Origin of the sequence: Aerosakkonema sp. BLCC-F183 (assembly GCF_041929145.1) — a bacterium.
Classification (GTDB): domain Bacteria; phylum Cyanobacteriota; class Cyanobacteriia; order Cyanobacteriales; family Aerosakkonemataceae; genus Aerosakkonema.
Genome location: NZ_JBHFNU010000054.1, coordinates 77,768 through 95,330 on the forward strand (window position 1 = coordinate 77,768; position 17,563 = coordinate 95,330).

Annotated in this window: 3 protein-coding genes; all 3 read right to left on the minus strand. The window is 44.8% G+C overall.

Annotated elements, in window-relative coordinates:
- Window positions 1–4: 4 nt before the first annotated feature.
- Window positions 5–6,598, minus strand: coding sequence for a beta-ketoacyl synthase N-terminal-like domain-containing protein (locus ACE1CD_RS16030; protein ID WP_374825457.1), 6,594 nt, complete (start codon window positions 6,596–6,598; stop codon window positions 5–7).
- Entirely contained in the window at window positions 6,591–10,208 is a 3,618-nt protein-coding gene (locus ACE1CD_RS16035; RefSeq protein WP_374825459.1) for an amino acid adenylation domain-containing protein, read from the minus strand. Before ACE1CD_RS16035 ends, ACE1CD_RS16030 begins: the two co-directional genes overlap by 8 nt.
- A gap of 287 nt (window positions 10,209–10,495) precedes the next feature.
- The gene (locus ACE1CD_RS16040; protein ID WP_374825461.1) at window positions 10,496–17,284 is read right to left on the minus strand and encodes an amino acid adenylation domain-containing protein; all 6,789 of its coding nucleotides are present in this window, start codon (window positions 17,282–17,284) and stop codon (window positions 10,496–10,498) included.
- Window positions 17,285–17,563 lie beyond the last annotated feature (279 nt).

Below are 17,563 nucleotides of genomic sequence, written 5' to 3' on the forward strand. Positions count from 1 at the left end.
ATTTTCAGTCTGCTGACAGTACCTCAGAGATCTTCGTCTTCAGCCTTTGGGCCATCACATCCACGTTAGGAGCGAAATTCATGGTAATGTGATTTCCAGGTATTACGTGAATCTCCAGTCCCCCAGCAGCCAAATCTTTCCAGCCGAGTTCGGGATTTTCCGGGTTAAAGGCATCGCGATCGCACGCACGGAAAAAGATAATTTGGCCAGAATAAACTTGGGGGATATATTTTTTCATCGCCTTCATATTGAGTTTGAAAACCTGATAAAAGCGGCGAAGTTCGGCAACGCCAAAATCAGCAGGCATTTTCAGATCGGACTTACCTTTTTCCAAAAAGTAAAGCAGTCTTTCTTCATCGTTCATCTGTGCGAGTTTGTTTGCTGAAATCGAAATATCCGCACCAACGCCGAGTGCATAAGCCATCGTTTTGAGGTCATCATCTTCTAAATTTTCTGATGGTAATCGATCGGGGCTAGGAGTATCGATTAAGGTAAGCATTGCTACTTTTTGACCTAGTTTTTGTAGTTGCTGTGCCATCTCGAAAGCTACAGTTCCGCCAAAAGAAGAACCGCCCAAAAAATACGGCCCTTCAGGTTGAACGACGCGCAATGCTTCGATATATTGAGCCGCCATTTCTTCAACTGTAGTCAGAGGTTCTGCTTTTCCATCTACTCCTTGCGCCTGGAATCCATAAACAGGTAAATCCGGCAGATAACGTGCTAATTCCCGATAAATATAGACGTGACCGCCAATGGGATGCACTAAGAAGATAGGTTTTTTAGTGTTGCTGCCAGTTTGAATTTCCACCAGTGTGGAATTAGATGTTGTTGGCGATGTTGCCTGTGCGATTAATTTAGCTAAATCGGCAATAGTCGGTGCATCGATCAGGCTATGGGCTGACAATTTTGTATTAGTAGCTTCGCTAATCTTGGCAATTAAATGAATTGCTAGGAGAGAATCTCCTCCCAATTCAAAGAAGTCGTCGTAGATGCCAATTTTGTCGATCCCTAGAGATTGTTGCCAGATTTCAGCAATAGTTTGCTCAATGCGATCGCGAGGTGTTACATAAGCGGTATTCAGTTGCGGTCGCGAGTTTAGCAGTTTGGATTGTTTTGTTTCCTTTTGAGATTGCAAGTGCTGTAATTCTTTAGAAGCTTTGTACTGTTGGAATCGAATTATAAAATCTTGGGTCGATACCATAATTTGAGGCAATGTAGTTCCTAGAATGCGCTTAAATGCCTCGATTCCTTCTTGGGGAAATATGCCTTGTTTGAAACTTGCTTCGCGCCACTTTTTGAGTTGTTCTGATGTGGCTGAATTGGCTGCTTGTCCTACTTCTTGCCAGCCATCCCAGTTAACTGAAATGGTGAAGCGATCGCATTTAGTAGTATTGTAATGTGCGAAGGCATCGAGAAAAGCATTAGCACCGCAATGGTCTACTAAACCAAGTCCAGCTATAAATGAATTCAGAGACGAACAAAGGATCAGGAAATCCAGGTTAAAATCCTTGAGCAAAGCGTCAATTACCAAAGTTCCCTTTACTTTTGGCGCTAAAAGATTGGCTAAATTTTCTTTGGTTTTTAGTTGAATCATGCCTCCGGGCGAAATTCCAGCCGCGTGGATAACTCCGTTAATTGTGCCAAAGCGATCGCACGCATTAGCTATTACTTGTTGCATTTGTTCTAAGTTAGCCACATCTGCGCTGGCTACGAGAACTTCTGCACCCAAGGATTCTATTTGTTGCAATTTCCGAATCTTGCAACTGATGCTATCTTTCTCTTCGTGAGAGGCTAGCCATTGTTGCCATTCATGTTTGGCGGGAAAGTGCGATCGAGCGATTAAAACTAATTTAGCTTGCACTTTTTCTGCCAGATATTCCGCCAGCACCAATCCAATCCCACCCAATCCACCTGTAATTAAATAAACTCCCCCTTCTCTCAAATTTAATTTTTCTTCACTATCCAATTGTACCGATTCAAAAGTTTGTACCCAGCGATGATTTCCCCGATAGGCAATAACTAAATCGGATGATTTTGCAGTTATTTCCGCGAACAGATAATCGGCAATTTTCTCTCTTTGTCTATTTCCTGCTTCCGGAAGTACAACATCAATGCTGCGACAGCTTATGTTTAAGTATTCTTGCGGAATAACTTTACATGGCCCCAAAATAGTTGCTTTCTGCGGACAAAGTATCTCATCGCCAGTTACCTCCTGCATATTATTCGAGATAACCGCGATTTCAATTTCCTCGCTAAAATCCTGTTTTCCAAGTGCTTGCGCTAGAAATAGCAAACTGTAGAAACCTAAATTTTGAGATGCTTCCAGAGATGCGATTTCTAATTCATTGTTTGGCGTGACACTCCATAAATGAACGATCTTTTGTGGAGTTTTATTCACTTTCCGAACTTCTTTCAGCAAAGCTTCATAATCATCGCGTTGTTGAGGGTTAATTGTATATACAATATCGCTGTGAGAGATGAACTCATTACCCGCTTTGACAACAATAACATCCTGGTTTTCTTGTTCCAGCTTCTTCACCAGTTTTTCACCAAAACCGCACTCATCAACAAACAATAACCAACTTTGTCGATTAATTAGCTTATCGGGTTTTGGAGGTAGAGATCGTTGCCAAGAAGGAGTATAAAACCACTCAGCAATCTTCGCCTTTTTCCCAAAAGCAACTTCTGCTTTTTCTACAGCATTTTCTCGATAAACTGTAAATGCTGAAGGTGCGGCTATATCTGCCGATGCAGAAGCTTTAGCCAACAAAATATGGTGTCCTAAAACGTCGGTTTCAGGGAAAACCGCGATGTCAACAAATCCATGATTTCGTAATGCTTCAATCCACTGTTTTTTAGATAAAAATGGATTACCTTGAGTGCGTTCTCCATCGGACAACGGTTTCATCATTAAACCATCGGTGATGTTGTAATCCATTTGAGCTTGCGTTACTTCCCAAATTAATAACAAACCGTCGGGGGCCAACAAAGAGCGGATATGAGCTAAACTTTCCTCTATATTGCGGGTGACGTGCAACACCTGAGCGGCTATTATTACATCAAAGCTGTGCGCCTCATAACCTTGCTTTTCTGGAGGTTGTTCGATATCTAATAGGCGATATTGAACATGAGGATAATCGCTAAACTTTTGCTTGGCTTTGTCTAAGAAAAAACGAGCAACATCAGTGAAAATGTAGTTAGTTTGCTGCGGTGGTAAGACAGGCAATAACTCGGTTGTAGTGAGTCCCATTCCCGCGCCAATTTCCAGAATTCGCAGATTTACTTGCGGTGATAACGACTTCACCAATTGCTGCAAGCTTGTTCGTAGGATATTGTTGTGATAAGGAAGCAGAGGTAAAGCTCGACCTATACTTTCCGCTACATCATAGAAGCTTTCAGAAAATATTAACTGTAGCGGATCTTCTTTGCCAACAAGTATCGGGACAAGCTTTTGCCGATAGGTTTGGATAACTTCTGCCCATTCAGGCGTGTCTGCCCATTTTGCTTTTAGTTCTTCTTCAAGAGCATTGATTGAATCTGGAGAAATTGTGACAAGATTGGTAAATTTTTCTCCATCTTCCTGTAACTGCCTTTCTTCTACCAAAGTCTTCAACCATACAGATATTAATTGCTTGTGACGCGGCAGAATTGGGAATCGATCGCACAACTCTTCTAGAGAATACTTTTCGTTTGGATTGCTAAATGCGCCCAATTCTCTCAAGGCAAGGTTCATATAAGCAATACACAAACGATCCAAACACTCTTTCTTTCTTAGATAGGTTGGATTGTCAAATTTCGATATTTCCGCAAGTGCTTGTATCTTTGCTGCTTCTAATATTGATGTCCATTCAGGTACAGAGTTATTGTTTTTATCACCTACTATTTTTGGCGGTTCAATCCAATATCGTTGACGCTCAAACGGATAAGTTGGCAAAGGTACGCGATCGCGTTTTTCTTGACTGTAAAATCCCGACCAATCTATTTGTATTCCCGATAGCCAAAGTTTGCCTACTGTGTTTAATAAAAAGGTAACATCAGATTGTCGATCTTGGGGATGTCTTAAAGAAGAAACTACAATGCGATCGCTAACTTTATCTAAATGCTGTTTGGCGAGGGTAGTAAGCGTTTTGCCGGGGCCAATTTCTAACAGCACCCAATCCGATTCTTGCCATAATGTTTGCAATCCCGAACTAAAAAGCACTGTTTGGCGCAAATGTCTAGCCCAATAATGCGGATTTGTTGCCTCTTCTGCGGCGATCCAAGTGCCAGTGACGTTGGAAATGTAGGGAATTTGTGGTGCTTTCAAGTTTACTTTCTTCACCTGTTCTGTAAATACCTCTAAAATGGGTTCCATCATTTGAGAATGGAACGCATGAGAAGTATGTAGGCGACGACATTCCACGCCTTTTTCTAACAGTTTTTGTTGCAGTGCTTCGATCGCATCTGTCGCACCGGAAACAACGCACAGAGACGGCGCGTTAATCGCAGCAAGCTCAAGTTCGTTGTCCAGCAGAGGTTGCACTTGCTGTGCGGTCAGCGGTACTGCCAGCATCGACCCAGGTAGCATTTGCTGCATCAATTTTCCCCGTACAGCTACTAGCGATAGTGCTTCTTCTAGGGAGAAAACACCTGCGAGACAAGCGGCGACATATTCGCCGATGCTGTGACCGATCGCACCTTGCGGATGCACACCCCACGACATCCATAATTTAGCTAAGGCGTATTCGATCGCAAACAAAGCTGGTTGTGCGATCGCAGTTTGCTGCAATAGACCCCTCCAAAAATTCTTGTGGGATAGGCATCCTGCCTGTCTCTGAGATTCTTTTCTGGAGATGTCTAATTGTTCTGCTTGTTCCTCGCTTGCATACAGCACATCGCGCAAATCCAATCCCAGATATGGGATGAGAAATTCCGCACAAAAATCGATTTCTTCTCTAAATATCGGTTCTAGTTGGTAGAGTTCCGCCGCCATGTTTGCATATTGCGAACCTTGACCGGAAAACATGAACGCGACAGGTCGATTTTTAACTTCTCCAAAATTAGTAAAAACTCGTTTGGCATCGAGTTGAGAAAGTGCCGTAACAGCATCTTCTCGGTCTTGGCAAACTAATATCCGTCGATGATTGAAAGCTTTTCGACCAATGCCAAGCGTGTAAGCTGCATCAGCAAGGTTAATTTCAGGATAATTATTTAAATGTTCAACTAAATTAGCAGTTGCGGTATCGATCGCAGATTCAGTTTTAGCAGATAAAACTAGCAATTGCCAAGGTCTAGAATCTCCCGATGGTTCGAGAATAGGCGCTTCTTCTAAAACCACATGAGCGTTAGTTCCACCAATACCAAAAGAACTTACACCAGCACGGCGGGGAGTGCCATTTCTCTGCCATTCGGAAAGTTTGGCATTAACGAAAAACGGACTATTGGCGAAATCAATCCGAGGATTGGGTTTTTCAAAGTGCAAACTCGGTGGCAATAATTTGTGTTTGAGTGCTTGCACTGTTTTGATTAAACCAGTCACGCCAGCAGCGGTATCCAAATGTCCGATATTTGTTTTTGCAGAACCAATTGCACAAAATCCTTTCTTCTCAGTATTGGCGCGGAAAGCTTGCGTTAATGCCGCAATTTCGATCGGATCTCCCAAAGGAGTACCAGTTCCGTGCGCTTCAATATAATTAATAGTTTCCGGATCGACTTCTGCCATCGCCAAAGCTTGTGCGATCGCCTCAGCTTGACCGTCTATACTAGGAGCAGTATAGCCAACTTTCAAACAACCATCGTTATTAATTGCAAAACCTCTGATAACTGCATGGATGCTATCGCCGTCTGCGATCGCATCTTCCAATCTCTTTAAGACAACAATTCCCACACCGTTGCCATTCACAGTTCCCTGCGCTTTCGCATCAAAAGCTCTACAATGTCCGTCGGGAGAAAGAATCATTCCTTCTTGATGCAAATAACCTATTTTTGATGGTACGCTGATGGAAACGCCACCCGCCAATGCGATATCGCATTGGTAATTTAACAAACTTTGGCAAGCCAAACAAGTAGCAACTAAGGAAGTAGAACAAGCTGTTTGAATATTGACACTTGGCCCCTTCAAATTTAACTTGTAAGAAACTCGCGTAGGCAAGAAATCTTTATCGTTTGAAATCAACAACTGATAAGCGCCAACCGAATGGATAACTTCGGGATTTGAATAAAGATTGTTTAACAAATAGCCGCTCATTCCGACGCCAGCATAGACGCCGATCGAACCTTGGTAAGTTTCCGGATTGTAACCAGCATTTTCCAGTGCTGACCAAGCACTCTCTAAAAATAAACGATGTTGCGGATCGGTGATTGCTGCTTCTCTCGGATTAATACCAAAAAATCCCGCATCAAATAATTCGATCTCTTCCAGAACGCCTTTCGCTTTCACGTAATGGGGATTTTTCAGCAAAGCATAGTCGATACCAGAAGCTTGCAATTCTTCGTCAGAAAAGAAAGAAATCGATTCCACGCCGTCGCGCAGGTTTTGCCAAAATTCATCGACATTTTTGGCACCGGGGAAACGACCAGCCATACCGATAATGGCTATAGCTTGTTGCAGTTCATCCATTGTTATTTATCCTTACCTGTAGGCGTTGCTTTTGGCGATCGATCGCTTCTTTTTGCTGCTTGGCCCTGTTGATACTTTGTTGTAAAGGTGAGCCATTGAATCCATTCATTTGGTCAGCTTTGGTATGACTAGGTTCTGGACTTAAATACTTAGCCAAAGCTCCAATCGTCGGATATTTAAATAGTTCTACCAACGATAGCTCTTTGTGCAATACCTCTTGTAATTTGTTATGAACTTGAGCCATGCGTAATGAATGACCGCCTAAATCGAAAAAGTTGTCATTCATACCCACTTTGTCAGTTTGCAGAACTGCTTGCCAAACTTTAGCAATGGTTTGTTCGATCTCAGTTTGGGGAGGTACGTAATTTGCTGACAAATCCGAGCGAAGATGTTCTGGTGCGGGTAGCGATTTGCGATCGACTTTGCCATTAGGTGTCAGCGGCAATTCGTTCAGAAACACAAAGCTGGAAGGAACCATATAGTCAGGCAGCTTTTGTTTTAAGAAGCTGCGTAAGCTCTCAACGGCTGTGCGTTGCAAAACTTTCAAGAAACCTTGAGTTTCCAGAAGATAGTCTAGACTCTTCTTTAAAATGGCTTGTTCTGAAGGGTTAAGTTCAAACTGAATGCCAGCTTGTTTTCCCTTTTGCCATGCAACTTTTCCCCACAGCCATATTGCCTCATGAGAACCTGGGAGTGTGAAGTGCAAGCGCAATCGCTTACCTGCAACAATATCTGATATTCCTACCAAACAAACGCCGCCGATCGAAATATCTTCGGTCTGTAATTTTACCGCTGTATTTCCATCAAATTCGATCGAACATTCCCTTTGATAAGGCACGCGATCGGGCATCAGTTTAGAAACTACATAAGCTATCAAACGCTTGTCGCCAGGGATATCTTCCCTAGCAATTACCGCCGCTTGTTCTATGTCGGGATGCTGTTTCAGAAGTGCTTCGATTTCTAACGTTTCGATGCGGAATCCGCGAATTTTTACTTGGTTATCTATCCGACCGAGATATTCAATATTGCCATCAGGGAGATAGCGAGCAAAGTCTCCAGTCTTGTAGAGTTTTGAGTTAAACTCAGAATTATCGAGAAATGGATTGGCAATAAATTTTTTGGCAGTTAAATCGGGGCGGTTGAGATAACCTCTTGCTAAACCAACACCACCGATATATATTTCTCCTGGAACGCCGATCGGAACTGGTTGCAAATGAGTATCTAAGATGTAAACTTGGCTATTAGCGATCGCACGACCGATCGAAAGCTTTTTGTCAAAAGGAGTGCATTCAGCAACAGTTGCACAAACGGTAGTTTCTGTCGGCCCATAAGCGTTAAAGAAACGACGACCTTTCGCCCAACGAGCTACGATCTCTGGAGAGCAACTTTCTCCAGCAACCACAATCGATCTTAATACCGGAAGTTCTTCTGATGGCAAAACTGCTAATGCTGACGGCGGAAGGGTAACTATAGTAATTTCTTTCTCTCGCAACAACCTCAGCAAAGCTTGTCCCGGCATTAAGGATTCCCGCGTTCCCATCACCAGCGTTGCGCCCGATCCTAAAGCCATGACTATTTCCCAAATGGAAGCATCAAAGCTTGGCGAAGCAAACTGGAGGATGCGGCTATTCGATCGCACATCGAACAAATCGATCTGTGCAGTAACTAGATTGCACAAACCCAGATGTTCTATCAGTACCCCTTTAGGTTTGCCTGTAGATCCAGAAGTATAAATAACGTAAGCGAGATGATTCGGTGTCAGTTCCAGCGAAGGATTTTCCTCACTCTGTAATGCAACTTCTTGCCAGTCTTTATCCAAACAGAAAACACGCGCCTTGTGTTTGGGAAGAGTTGCTAATAAACTTGCTTGAGTTAGCAACACCGAAACGCCAGCATCTTCTAACATAAATGCCAAGCGCTCTTGGGGATATGCCGGATCTAACGGAACGTAAGCACCACCAGCTTTCAAAATTCCCAAAATTCCGATTATCATTTCCACCGATCGATCTACGCAAATTCCTACGAGTTCCTCTGCTTTCACACCAAAACTTATTAGATAATGTGCTAGCTGATTTGCTTTGGCGTTCAGTTCTCGATAAGTTAATTCTTCATCTTCAAAGATGAGAGCTACTGCATCTGGCGTTTGTTCTACCCAAGCTTCAAATAGGTGGTGAATACAAGCATTTAAAGGATAATCTGCCTGCGTGTTATTCCACAACAAAAGTTGCTGATGCTCTCGCTCGGTCAACAAAGACAATTCGCAAATGCGCTGTTCTGGATGGGCGACAATACTTTCAAGCAAAGTCTGAAAATGCCCTGCCATCCTGGTCATGGTATCGGCATCAAATAAATCCGTGTTGTATATAAACCCGCCCACGATGCGATCGTGCCTCTCTTCTAATGCCAAAGTTAAATCGAATTGCGTCGCACCAGTATCAAAATCTAGCTGGGTGACACTCCATCTAGAATCGAGGCTGGGCATATTGACATTTTGGAGAACAAACATTACCTGAAACAGCGGATTTTTACTCAGGCTTCGTTCTGGTTGCAGCGCCTCCACCAACTTCTCGAAAGGTAGCTCTTGGTTAGCAAAAGCTCCAAAGGTAGTTTCCCAAACTCGGTGCAACAGTTGCTTAAAACTGGGGTTTCCAGCGAGGTCAGTTCGCACTACTATAGTATTGACAAAAAAGCCAATTAATTTTTCTAAATCGGGATATTGACGACCTGCGATCGGCGAACCGACTAAAATATCTTCCTGTCCGGTGTAACGATATAGCAAAATGTTGAATGCCGCCAGCAAAATCGTAAATAAAGTGACACCTTCTCGACGCGACAGTGCCTTGAGTTTTTCCACCAAAGTTGGCGATAGTGTTAGCGGTTGATTGGCACCACGGAAACTCTGCACGGCAGGTCGCGATCGATCTGCGAGCAATTCCAGCGTTTGCGAACTACCGCCGAGTTGCTGCTGCCAGAAGGAAAGCTGACTGGCCATAATCTCTCCCTCCAGCCATTGCTGCTGCCAAATCGCATAGTCGGCATACTGAATTGGCAGTTCTGGCAGTGGGGAGGGCAAGCCCAAGCAGAAAGCATCGTAAAGCTGTATCAATTCATACATGAATACTCCCAATGACCAACCATCCGAGATGATGTGGTGGATTGTCATCAGGAAGACGTACTCTTGTTCGCCAAAGCGTAGCAATTTGACGCGCAGCAGTGGGCCGCGCTCCAGGTTAAACGGCTGTCTGGCTTCCCTTGTAGCCAATTGTTGCGCTTTCGTCTGACGTTCGTTTTCTGGAAGGTAACTGAGGTCTACTACATCTAGCAGGTAGTGACGCCCCCTTGCTGTGCCAGTTGGCGCTGGGGCAACAACTTGAACTGGCTGCCCATCCACGATAGTAAAGGTAGTCCGCAATACTTCGTGACGCCGTACAATTTCGTTAAAACTCTGTTCTAACGCTTCCAGATTCAGCGCCCCGTTAAATTGTACGCCACCGGGAACGTTATAAATAGCACTACCGGGAGACAATCGATCGAAAAACCACAACCGCTGCTGGGCAAAAGATAGCGGAAGTACGAACACATCTTCATCGGAAATATCGATAGTTGTCATAGCTAGGGGCAAGGGTTTAGGGGTTAGGGATTAGGGGTTAGGGGTTAGGGGTTAGGGGTTAGGGATTAGGGATTAGGGATAAGGGGTTAGGGAGTAGGGATTAGGGGAAAAGGGAGATTAGGGATTAGGGATTAGGGGAAAAGGGAAAGGGAGAGGGAAAGGGAAAGGGAAAGGGAAAGAGAAAGAGAAAGAGAAAGAGAAAGAGAAAAAGATTAATTGCCCCCATCTCCCCCGCCCCCCCGCTCCCCCGCTCCCCTGCCCCCCCGCTCCCCCGCTCCCCCTATCCCCTAGTCCCTATCCCCTAGCCCCTTTTTGAGGGAGGACAGTTTCTGGCGATAAGCTGCGCGGGAAACTGATGTAATAGTTGGTGCTTGGAAGGGATTTTTACTACTTTTTAACTTCGTAATTGCCTCAGCAAGTTCGCGTACAGTAGGTGACTCGAAAATGGTGCGTAACGGTAATTCCATTTGGAAAGCAGCCTGCAACCGAGCAATTACTTGAGTAGCTAATAAAGAATGTCCGCCCAAATCCAAAAAGTTATCATCAATGCCAACTTTTTCGACTCTGAGAACTTCCGCCCATATCCCAGCTACTACTTGCTCGGTTTCATTGCGAGGCGCAACAAAACCTGCTGGCAACTCGGTTGGGAGGTTATCAGTAATTATTCCCTCCGAAGAGTCTTGGTTGTTCTCTCCTTTGTCGGATTCTGCGATTGTTTTTACCTGCACGCGATCGCCTATTGTTTGCCCGATCGCAAGTAGCGATCGACGGTCAATTTTACCATTTGGAGTTAGCGGTAAAGCATCCAAAATTACAAAATTGGAAGGCACCATATAATCGGGTAACTTTTGCTTGAGGAAGTCGCGCAACTTTGACGTAAACGTGCGTTGCCAAACTTTCAAAAAGCCTCGATCTGTCAAAAGGTATTTAACGCTTTCCCGAACTATATTTTGTTGTTCTTCTTCCCGTTCAAATTCAATTCCCGTGCGTTCTTCGTACTGCCAGACAACGGTTCCAGATAACCAGCTTTGCTCGCTAGCACCGGGTAGTTGGAGGTGCAGTCGAACAGGTTGACCGGGAGCGATATCTGGCACATTTTCCAGACAAATACCACCGAATGAGATATCCTCTGTGCGGGCTATTGCCGAATTTGTACCGCCAAATTCTACCAAACACGAAGTTTGATAAGGCACTCTTTCTGGCTGATGTTTGGCAACAATATATGCCACCAAACGTTTATCGCCCGGTACATCTTCGCGAACCATTACTACTGTTTCCCGCACGTCGGGATGTTTCCCCAACACTGTCTCAATTTCTCCCAACTCGATCCGGAAACCGCGAATCTTCACTTGGTTATCTATGCGGCCTAGATATTCAATGTTACCATCCGGCAGATAACGCGCTAAATCTCCCGTTTGGTAGAGTTTTTCGGATTTGGGATTGGGACTGGAATCTGACAATCCCAAATCATTAAAGGGGTTGGAAATAAATCTTTGGGCAGTCAATTCGGGACGATTGAGATAGCCTCGCGCTAAACCTGCACCACCGATATATAATTCACCCGGAACGCCAATAGGTACAGGTTGTAAGTATCGATCGAGGATGTAAACTTGCAAGTCGGGGATAGGAATACCGATCGCACTTCCCCTACTATTAAGATCGGCTTTTGTCAGCGGACGATAGGTGACGTGGACAGTTGTTTCCGTGATGCCGTACATATTGACTAACTGCGGTAACTCGTCCCCGTGTCGATCGAACCAAGGTTTCAAACTTTGGATTTCCAAAGCTTCTCCGCCAAATATTACGAAGCGAAGTGCCAGCTTTTTAACTTCGGCCAAAGATTCCTCGACCTGCATCAGTTGGCGAAAAGCAGAGGGAGTTTGATTGAGAACTGTTACTCCTTCGCTGCACAAAAGGTTGTAAAATTGTTCGGGCGATCGACTTACCCAGTAGGGAACTACTACCAAACGCCCACCGTAAATTAAAGCACCCCAGACTTCCCAAACTGAAAAGTCAAATGCAGATGAATGGAACAGCGTCCATACATCCCGTTCGTTAAATTCAAACCACTCATTTGTTGCGGCAAACAAACGAACTACATTCGAGTGATTTACCAGCACACCTTTAGGTTTGCCTGTAGAACCGGAAGTGTAAATAACGTAAGCTAAATTGTCGGGTTTTACTGAACTATTCGAGTTATTATCGCTTTCTCGATCGATAATTTCCCACTCTGTATCTAAGCAAACTACTTTAGCTTTTTGTGCGATCGGCGTGTTAGCTAGATGCGCCTGCGTCAGCAACACCGAAACTTGCGAGTCTTCCAACATAAAAGCCAGCCGTTCTTCCGGATAGGCGGGATCTAACGGGACATAAGCCCCACCTGCTTTCAGGATGCCCAAAATGCCTACGATCGTTTCCAAAGAACGTTCTAAGCACATTCCTACCAGTACGTCTGGGCCAACGCCCAATTTTTGCAGGTAATGGGCCAATTGGTTGGCTTGCCGATTCAGTTGTCGGTAAGTTAGCTGTTTCCCCTCAAAAACCACCGCCACGGCGTCTGGTGTCTGCTGCACTCGCGCCTCAAACAGGTGATGAAGGCAGGAATGTTTGGGAATTAAGTTATTTTCTATTCCCGATATCTGACGATCGCTTCCCCATTCTAGGAGCGATTGCTGCTCTTTTGCTGTTAGTAAAGGTAATTCGGAGAGTTGGCGATCGGGATTGGCGACAATACCTTCTAGCAAAGTTTGAAAATGTCCTGCCATGCGATCGATCGTCGCCGCATCAAATAAATCTGTATTGTATTGGAAGTAACCGATCAATCCCTCTGGTTTGTCGTCTAAGGAAACAGTTAAATCCAACTTCGCCGTACCCGTATCCACATCTAGCGGTCTGAGGTTCCACCCCGAATCTAATGCAGGTGTTGGCGGTTCGAGGAGAAACATGACTTGAAACAGGGGATGTCCGGATAAATGACGATCGGGTCGCAGTTCTTTTACTAACTTTTGGAAAGGTACATCTTGGTTAGCATAAGCACCCAAGGTTACTTCTTTCACCCTCCCTAATAATTGTCGGAAACTGGGATTTCCCGAAAGGTCGGAACGCAAAACCAAAATGTTAATAAAGAAGCCAACCAGTTCTTGAATTTCCGGACGATTAGAACCGGAGATAACCACACCAACGGGAATATCGTCTTGTCCTGCATATCTGCTCAGCAAAGTTTTGAATGCTGCCAGCAGGGTCATAAACAAGGTTACTCCTGACCGACTGCTAAGTGCTTTGATATCTTCGCTTAACTGTTTGGGTAATGCCAGAGAATATCTCGCACCTCGGAAAGTTTCTGCTGCGGGTCGAGGTCGATCGGTCGGCATTTGTAATGTTGGTAAATCTGCTAATTGCTGCTGCCAATATTCGATCTGATTTTGCAAATATTCCTCGGCACATTGGTGCTGCCAGTAAGCATAATCGGCATACTGAATTGGCAAGTCTGGCAAGGCAGAAGGTTTACCCGCACAGAATGCTTCGTAAAGTGTTGCCAGTTCTTGCAGGAAAGCATTATATAGAGAAACGCCATCAAAAATTAGGTGATGCAGAGTTAGGAATAACCGATGTTCTGTCTCGCCCAATCTCATTAAACTTGCTCGCAATAGCGGCATTTTTGTTAAGTCAAAAGGTTGTCGGACTTCCTCTGTTGCTAACCGAAGCGCTTCTGCTTCTCTTTCCGAATAAGGAAGATGCTGGAGATCTACCACGCGCAGTTTAAGATGAGCCGCTGGCTGAATAATTTGCACTGGTTGTCCGTCTACCACTGCAAAAGTAGTTCGCCAGATTTCGTGACGCCGGATAATTTCGTTGAGGCTTTTTTCCATTGCTTCTACATCGATCGCGCAAGGAAGGCGAACGTCGGCAGATTCGTTACACAATGGAGTTCCCGGCACCAATTGTTCAAAAAACCAAAGTCTTTGCTGGGGGAAAGAAAGAGGTATGTTTTGGTTTCGAGAAATGGGTGCGATCGCAGGAAGTTGCCATCCCGGTTTTTCTCGGCGTGCGATCTCAATTTGTTGAGCTAATCCCGCTACGGTAGGTTCATCAAATAAGCAACGCAGCGGTAACTCTACTTGGTAAGTTTCGCGCACGCGAGAAATTATTTGAATTGCCAATAATGATTGTCCGCCCAATTCTATAAAGTTGTCGTTGATGCCAACTCGTTCCACTCCCAAAATTTCCGCCCAAATTCCTGCCAAAACTTTTTCGACAGGCGTGCGAGGTTCTGCATAGTTTTCTTCTAATTCCGGTCTGCTAGAATCGGGTGCTGGCAGTGCTTTGCGATCGACTTTGCCGTTGGGAGTCAGCGGCAAACTATCCAGCATCACAAAGCGTTCTGGCACCATGTATTCGGGCAGTTTTTCTTGCAAAAAACTGCGTAATTGCGGGATTAGTTTGCGGGCAATTTTTGCTTGCAGCGGTTTGTTGGCGTAGTCGTTCCAACGTGGTGGGTAATTGGTAGTTGCTAGTTGGTGATTGGTGAACTTTCCTACACTTTCTCGACGTTGCAACACCACATCGTAGCAGCCAATTTCACTCGACCAACTAATATCGATCGCATAAGGTAATTCCCTGCTTAATGCCCAAAATTGTTCGGGATCTAATCCAGTTCCCTCATATTTATGCAATAACTCTTCGCGCCATTCGCCGACAGTTTGGCAACCATCAGAGCTATTTAACCATTCAATAGTCTTGACTTCTGTTAATAAACGTGCATTGGGTACGCCACGCAATCCTAAAATTTCGGGATTGGTTTTTACTAGCAGCTGGAGAAGTGCTGGCAAAGTGAATTTCTCCTGTTGCCAATCCAACCAAGAAATATCGGCGTTGGGGATAACTTCGTTGCCAATGTGGAGAGTTACATCGTAACGGAAACGAGTTAATTCATTGTGGTGAACGCCGCGCTTGAGTTGAATTTGAACGTCGCTAATTTGAGGTAGATGTTGCTTAAGTGCTGTGAAAAAAGTTGGAGCGATGACCAATTCTTCTTCTTGAGCTAGGCGCGATCGCACTTTCTGTAAAAGTTGCGATCGCTCCAATTCTTCTGATGCTCGATCCAGTTGAACCGAGGTGTGGTAAGCTTCCAGCAACGGCAAACTGCGGACATCTCCCACAAAAATGCTGCCACCCGGTTTAACCGCCTTTACCGCTCCTTCCAAAACTCGCAAAAGATATTCGATACTGGGAAAGTTCTGACTAACAGAATTCAGAATTACCGTATCGAAATCTCCCGCTTCAATTCCCTCAAAGTTATCGGCGGTTCTGTGACTGAGAATTACTTGCGGTAACTTTTGTTCTCGTTTTTCTAACTGTTTGTCCAGATATCGCACCACTTCTTGCGAGAAATCAGCACCAAAATATAAGGTGCATTGGGGAGCAATTCGGAATAGCAACATCCCCGTACCGCAACCGAGTTCTAAGACGCGATTGGGTTGTAAAGCCAGAATGCGATCGACTGTTTGTTCTACCCACTCCCGCATTTCTTCTTCTGGAATCGGCTTTCCCGTGTAACTGCTATTCCAACCAGCTACATTAAATGTTGCATCTTGTTCTACAGAAGTTTGGCTGTATGTTTCATCAGAAACAGCTTGCCATTGTTCGATATATTCAGATTCTTCTCCATCACCCTCGTAATCGGGATTTTGCACTAAATACGCGACTAAACGTTTTTGTCCCGGTACATCTTCTCGCGCCGTCACCGCCGCAGTTTGCACGCCTGGATGTTGGCGCAGCGTTGCTTCGATTTCACCCAATTCGATCCGGTAGCCGCGAACTTTTACCTGTTCGTCAATTCTCCCCAAAAATTCGATGTTTCCATCAGGTAAATAGCAAGCTAAATCTCCAGTTTTGTAAAGTTTTGAGTTTAATTCGGAATTATTCAAAAAGGGATTGGGAATAAAGCGATCGCTAGTTAATTCGGGACGGTTGAGATAACCTCGTGCTATGCCAATCCCACCGATGTAAATTTCGCCGGGAACACCGATAGAAACGGGCTGTAATTCCTCATCTAATATATATACTTCTTTGTTGGGAATCGGGCGACCGATCGGCGGTTTCTTCCCGTTTGGAGTGCATTCGGCGATCGTTGCACAAACGGTCGCTTCTGTTGGCCCATAAGCGTTGAAAAAGCGACGATTGTTCGCCCAACGAGTTACGATATCGGGAGGACAGGCTTCTCCAGCAATAATGAGCGATCGCAAAGATGGTAATTCTTCGACTGGCAAAACTGCAAGTGCTGACGGCGGTAAGGTAACTGTAGTAATTTCTTTCTCGCGCAACAGTTTAATTAAACCTTGTCCCGGCATTAAAGCATCCCGCGTTCCCAAAACTAACGTTGCGCCTGCAATTAATGCCATGAAAATTTCCGAAACGCAAGCATCGAAGCTGAAGGATGCGAATTGGAGAACGCGACTGTTTGGTTGTACGTCAAAGGTTTTAATTTGTGCGATCGCTAAATTGCACAAACCTTCGTGTTCTACTAATACTCCTTTGGGTTTACCTGTAGAACCTGAAGTGTAAATAACGTAAGCTAAGTTATCCGGTTTTACGATGTTGCTGGGGTTTACTTTGCTGTTGCGATCGATATTTTCCCAGTCTTTATCCAAACAAATAACTGTGGGATGTTGCTGTTGTGACCCCACCCCCAACCCCTCCCCGCCACGGGGAGGGGGGGTTAGGTCTGCCAGTAGTTTTTCCTGAGTCAGCAGCACTGAAACTCGTGCGTCTTGCAACATGAAAGCCAAGCGCTCTTTCGGATAAGCAGGGTCTAGCGGTAAGTATGCCCCACCAGCTTTCAGGACGCCCAAAATCGCGATGACCATTTCTAAAGAGCGATGGACGCATATCCCCACCAGCACTTCTGGTTTCACGCCCAGATTTCGCAGATAATGTGCTAGCTGATTCGCTCGTTGATTCAGTTCTTGATAAGTCAGCTGTTCGCGTTCAAAAACTACGGCGATCGAAGAGGGGGTTCGCTCTACTTGCTCCTCAAACAGCCGATCGATAGAAGCATCCCTAAAATTGCCTGACATGAGGTTACAGCTTTTATTTGTAATTTAAACAACCAAAACATAGATGCCTCCCTAAAAATCGTCGATCGCGCTATCTTTGACCATCAAACCGAGCTTTTGGGCAAAAGTAATTTCAAGCAAATGGCGTTACCGCATCCCCCAAAAGGTATATTTTTGTCATTTTGTCCTAGATAGCGTTTGACGATCTATTAGAGGCAAACGCGAGTTTTGAACGCGCTTAACTTTGCGACTATTTATAGGCGCTACATCCCTGGTAGTTTATAGTATTCCCAGTTTTAG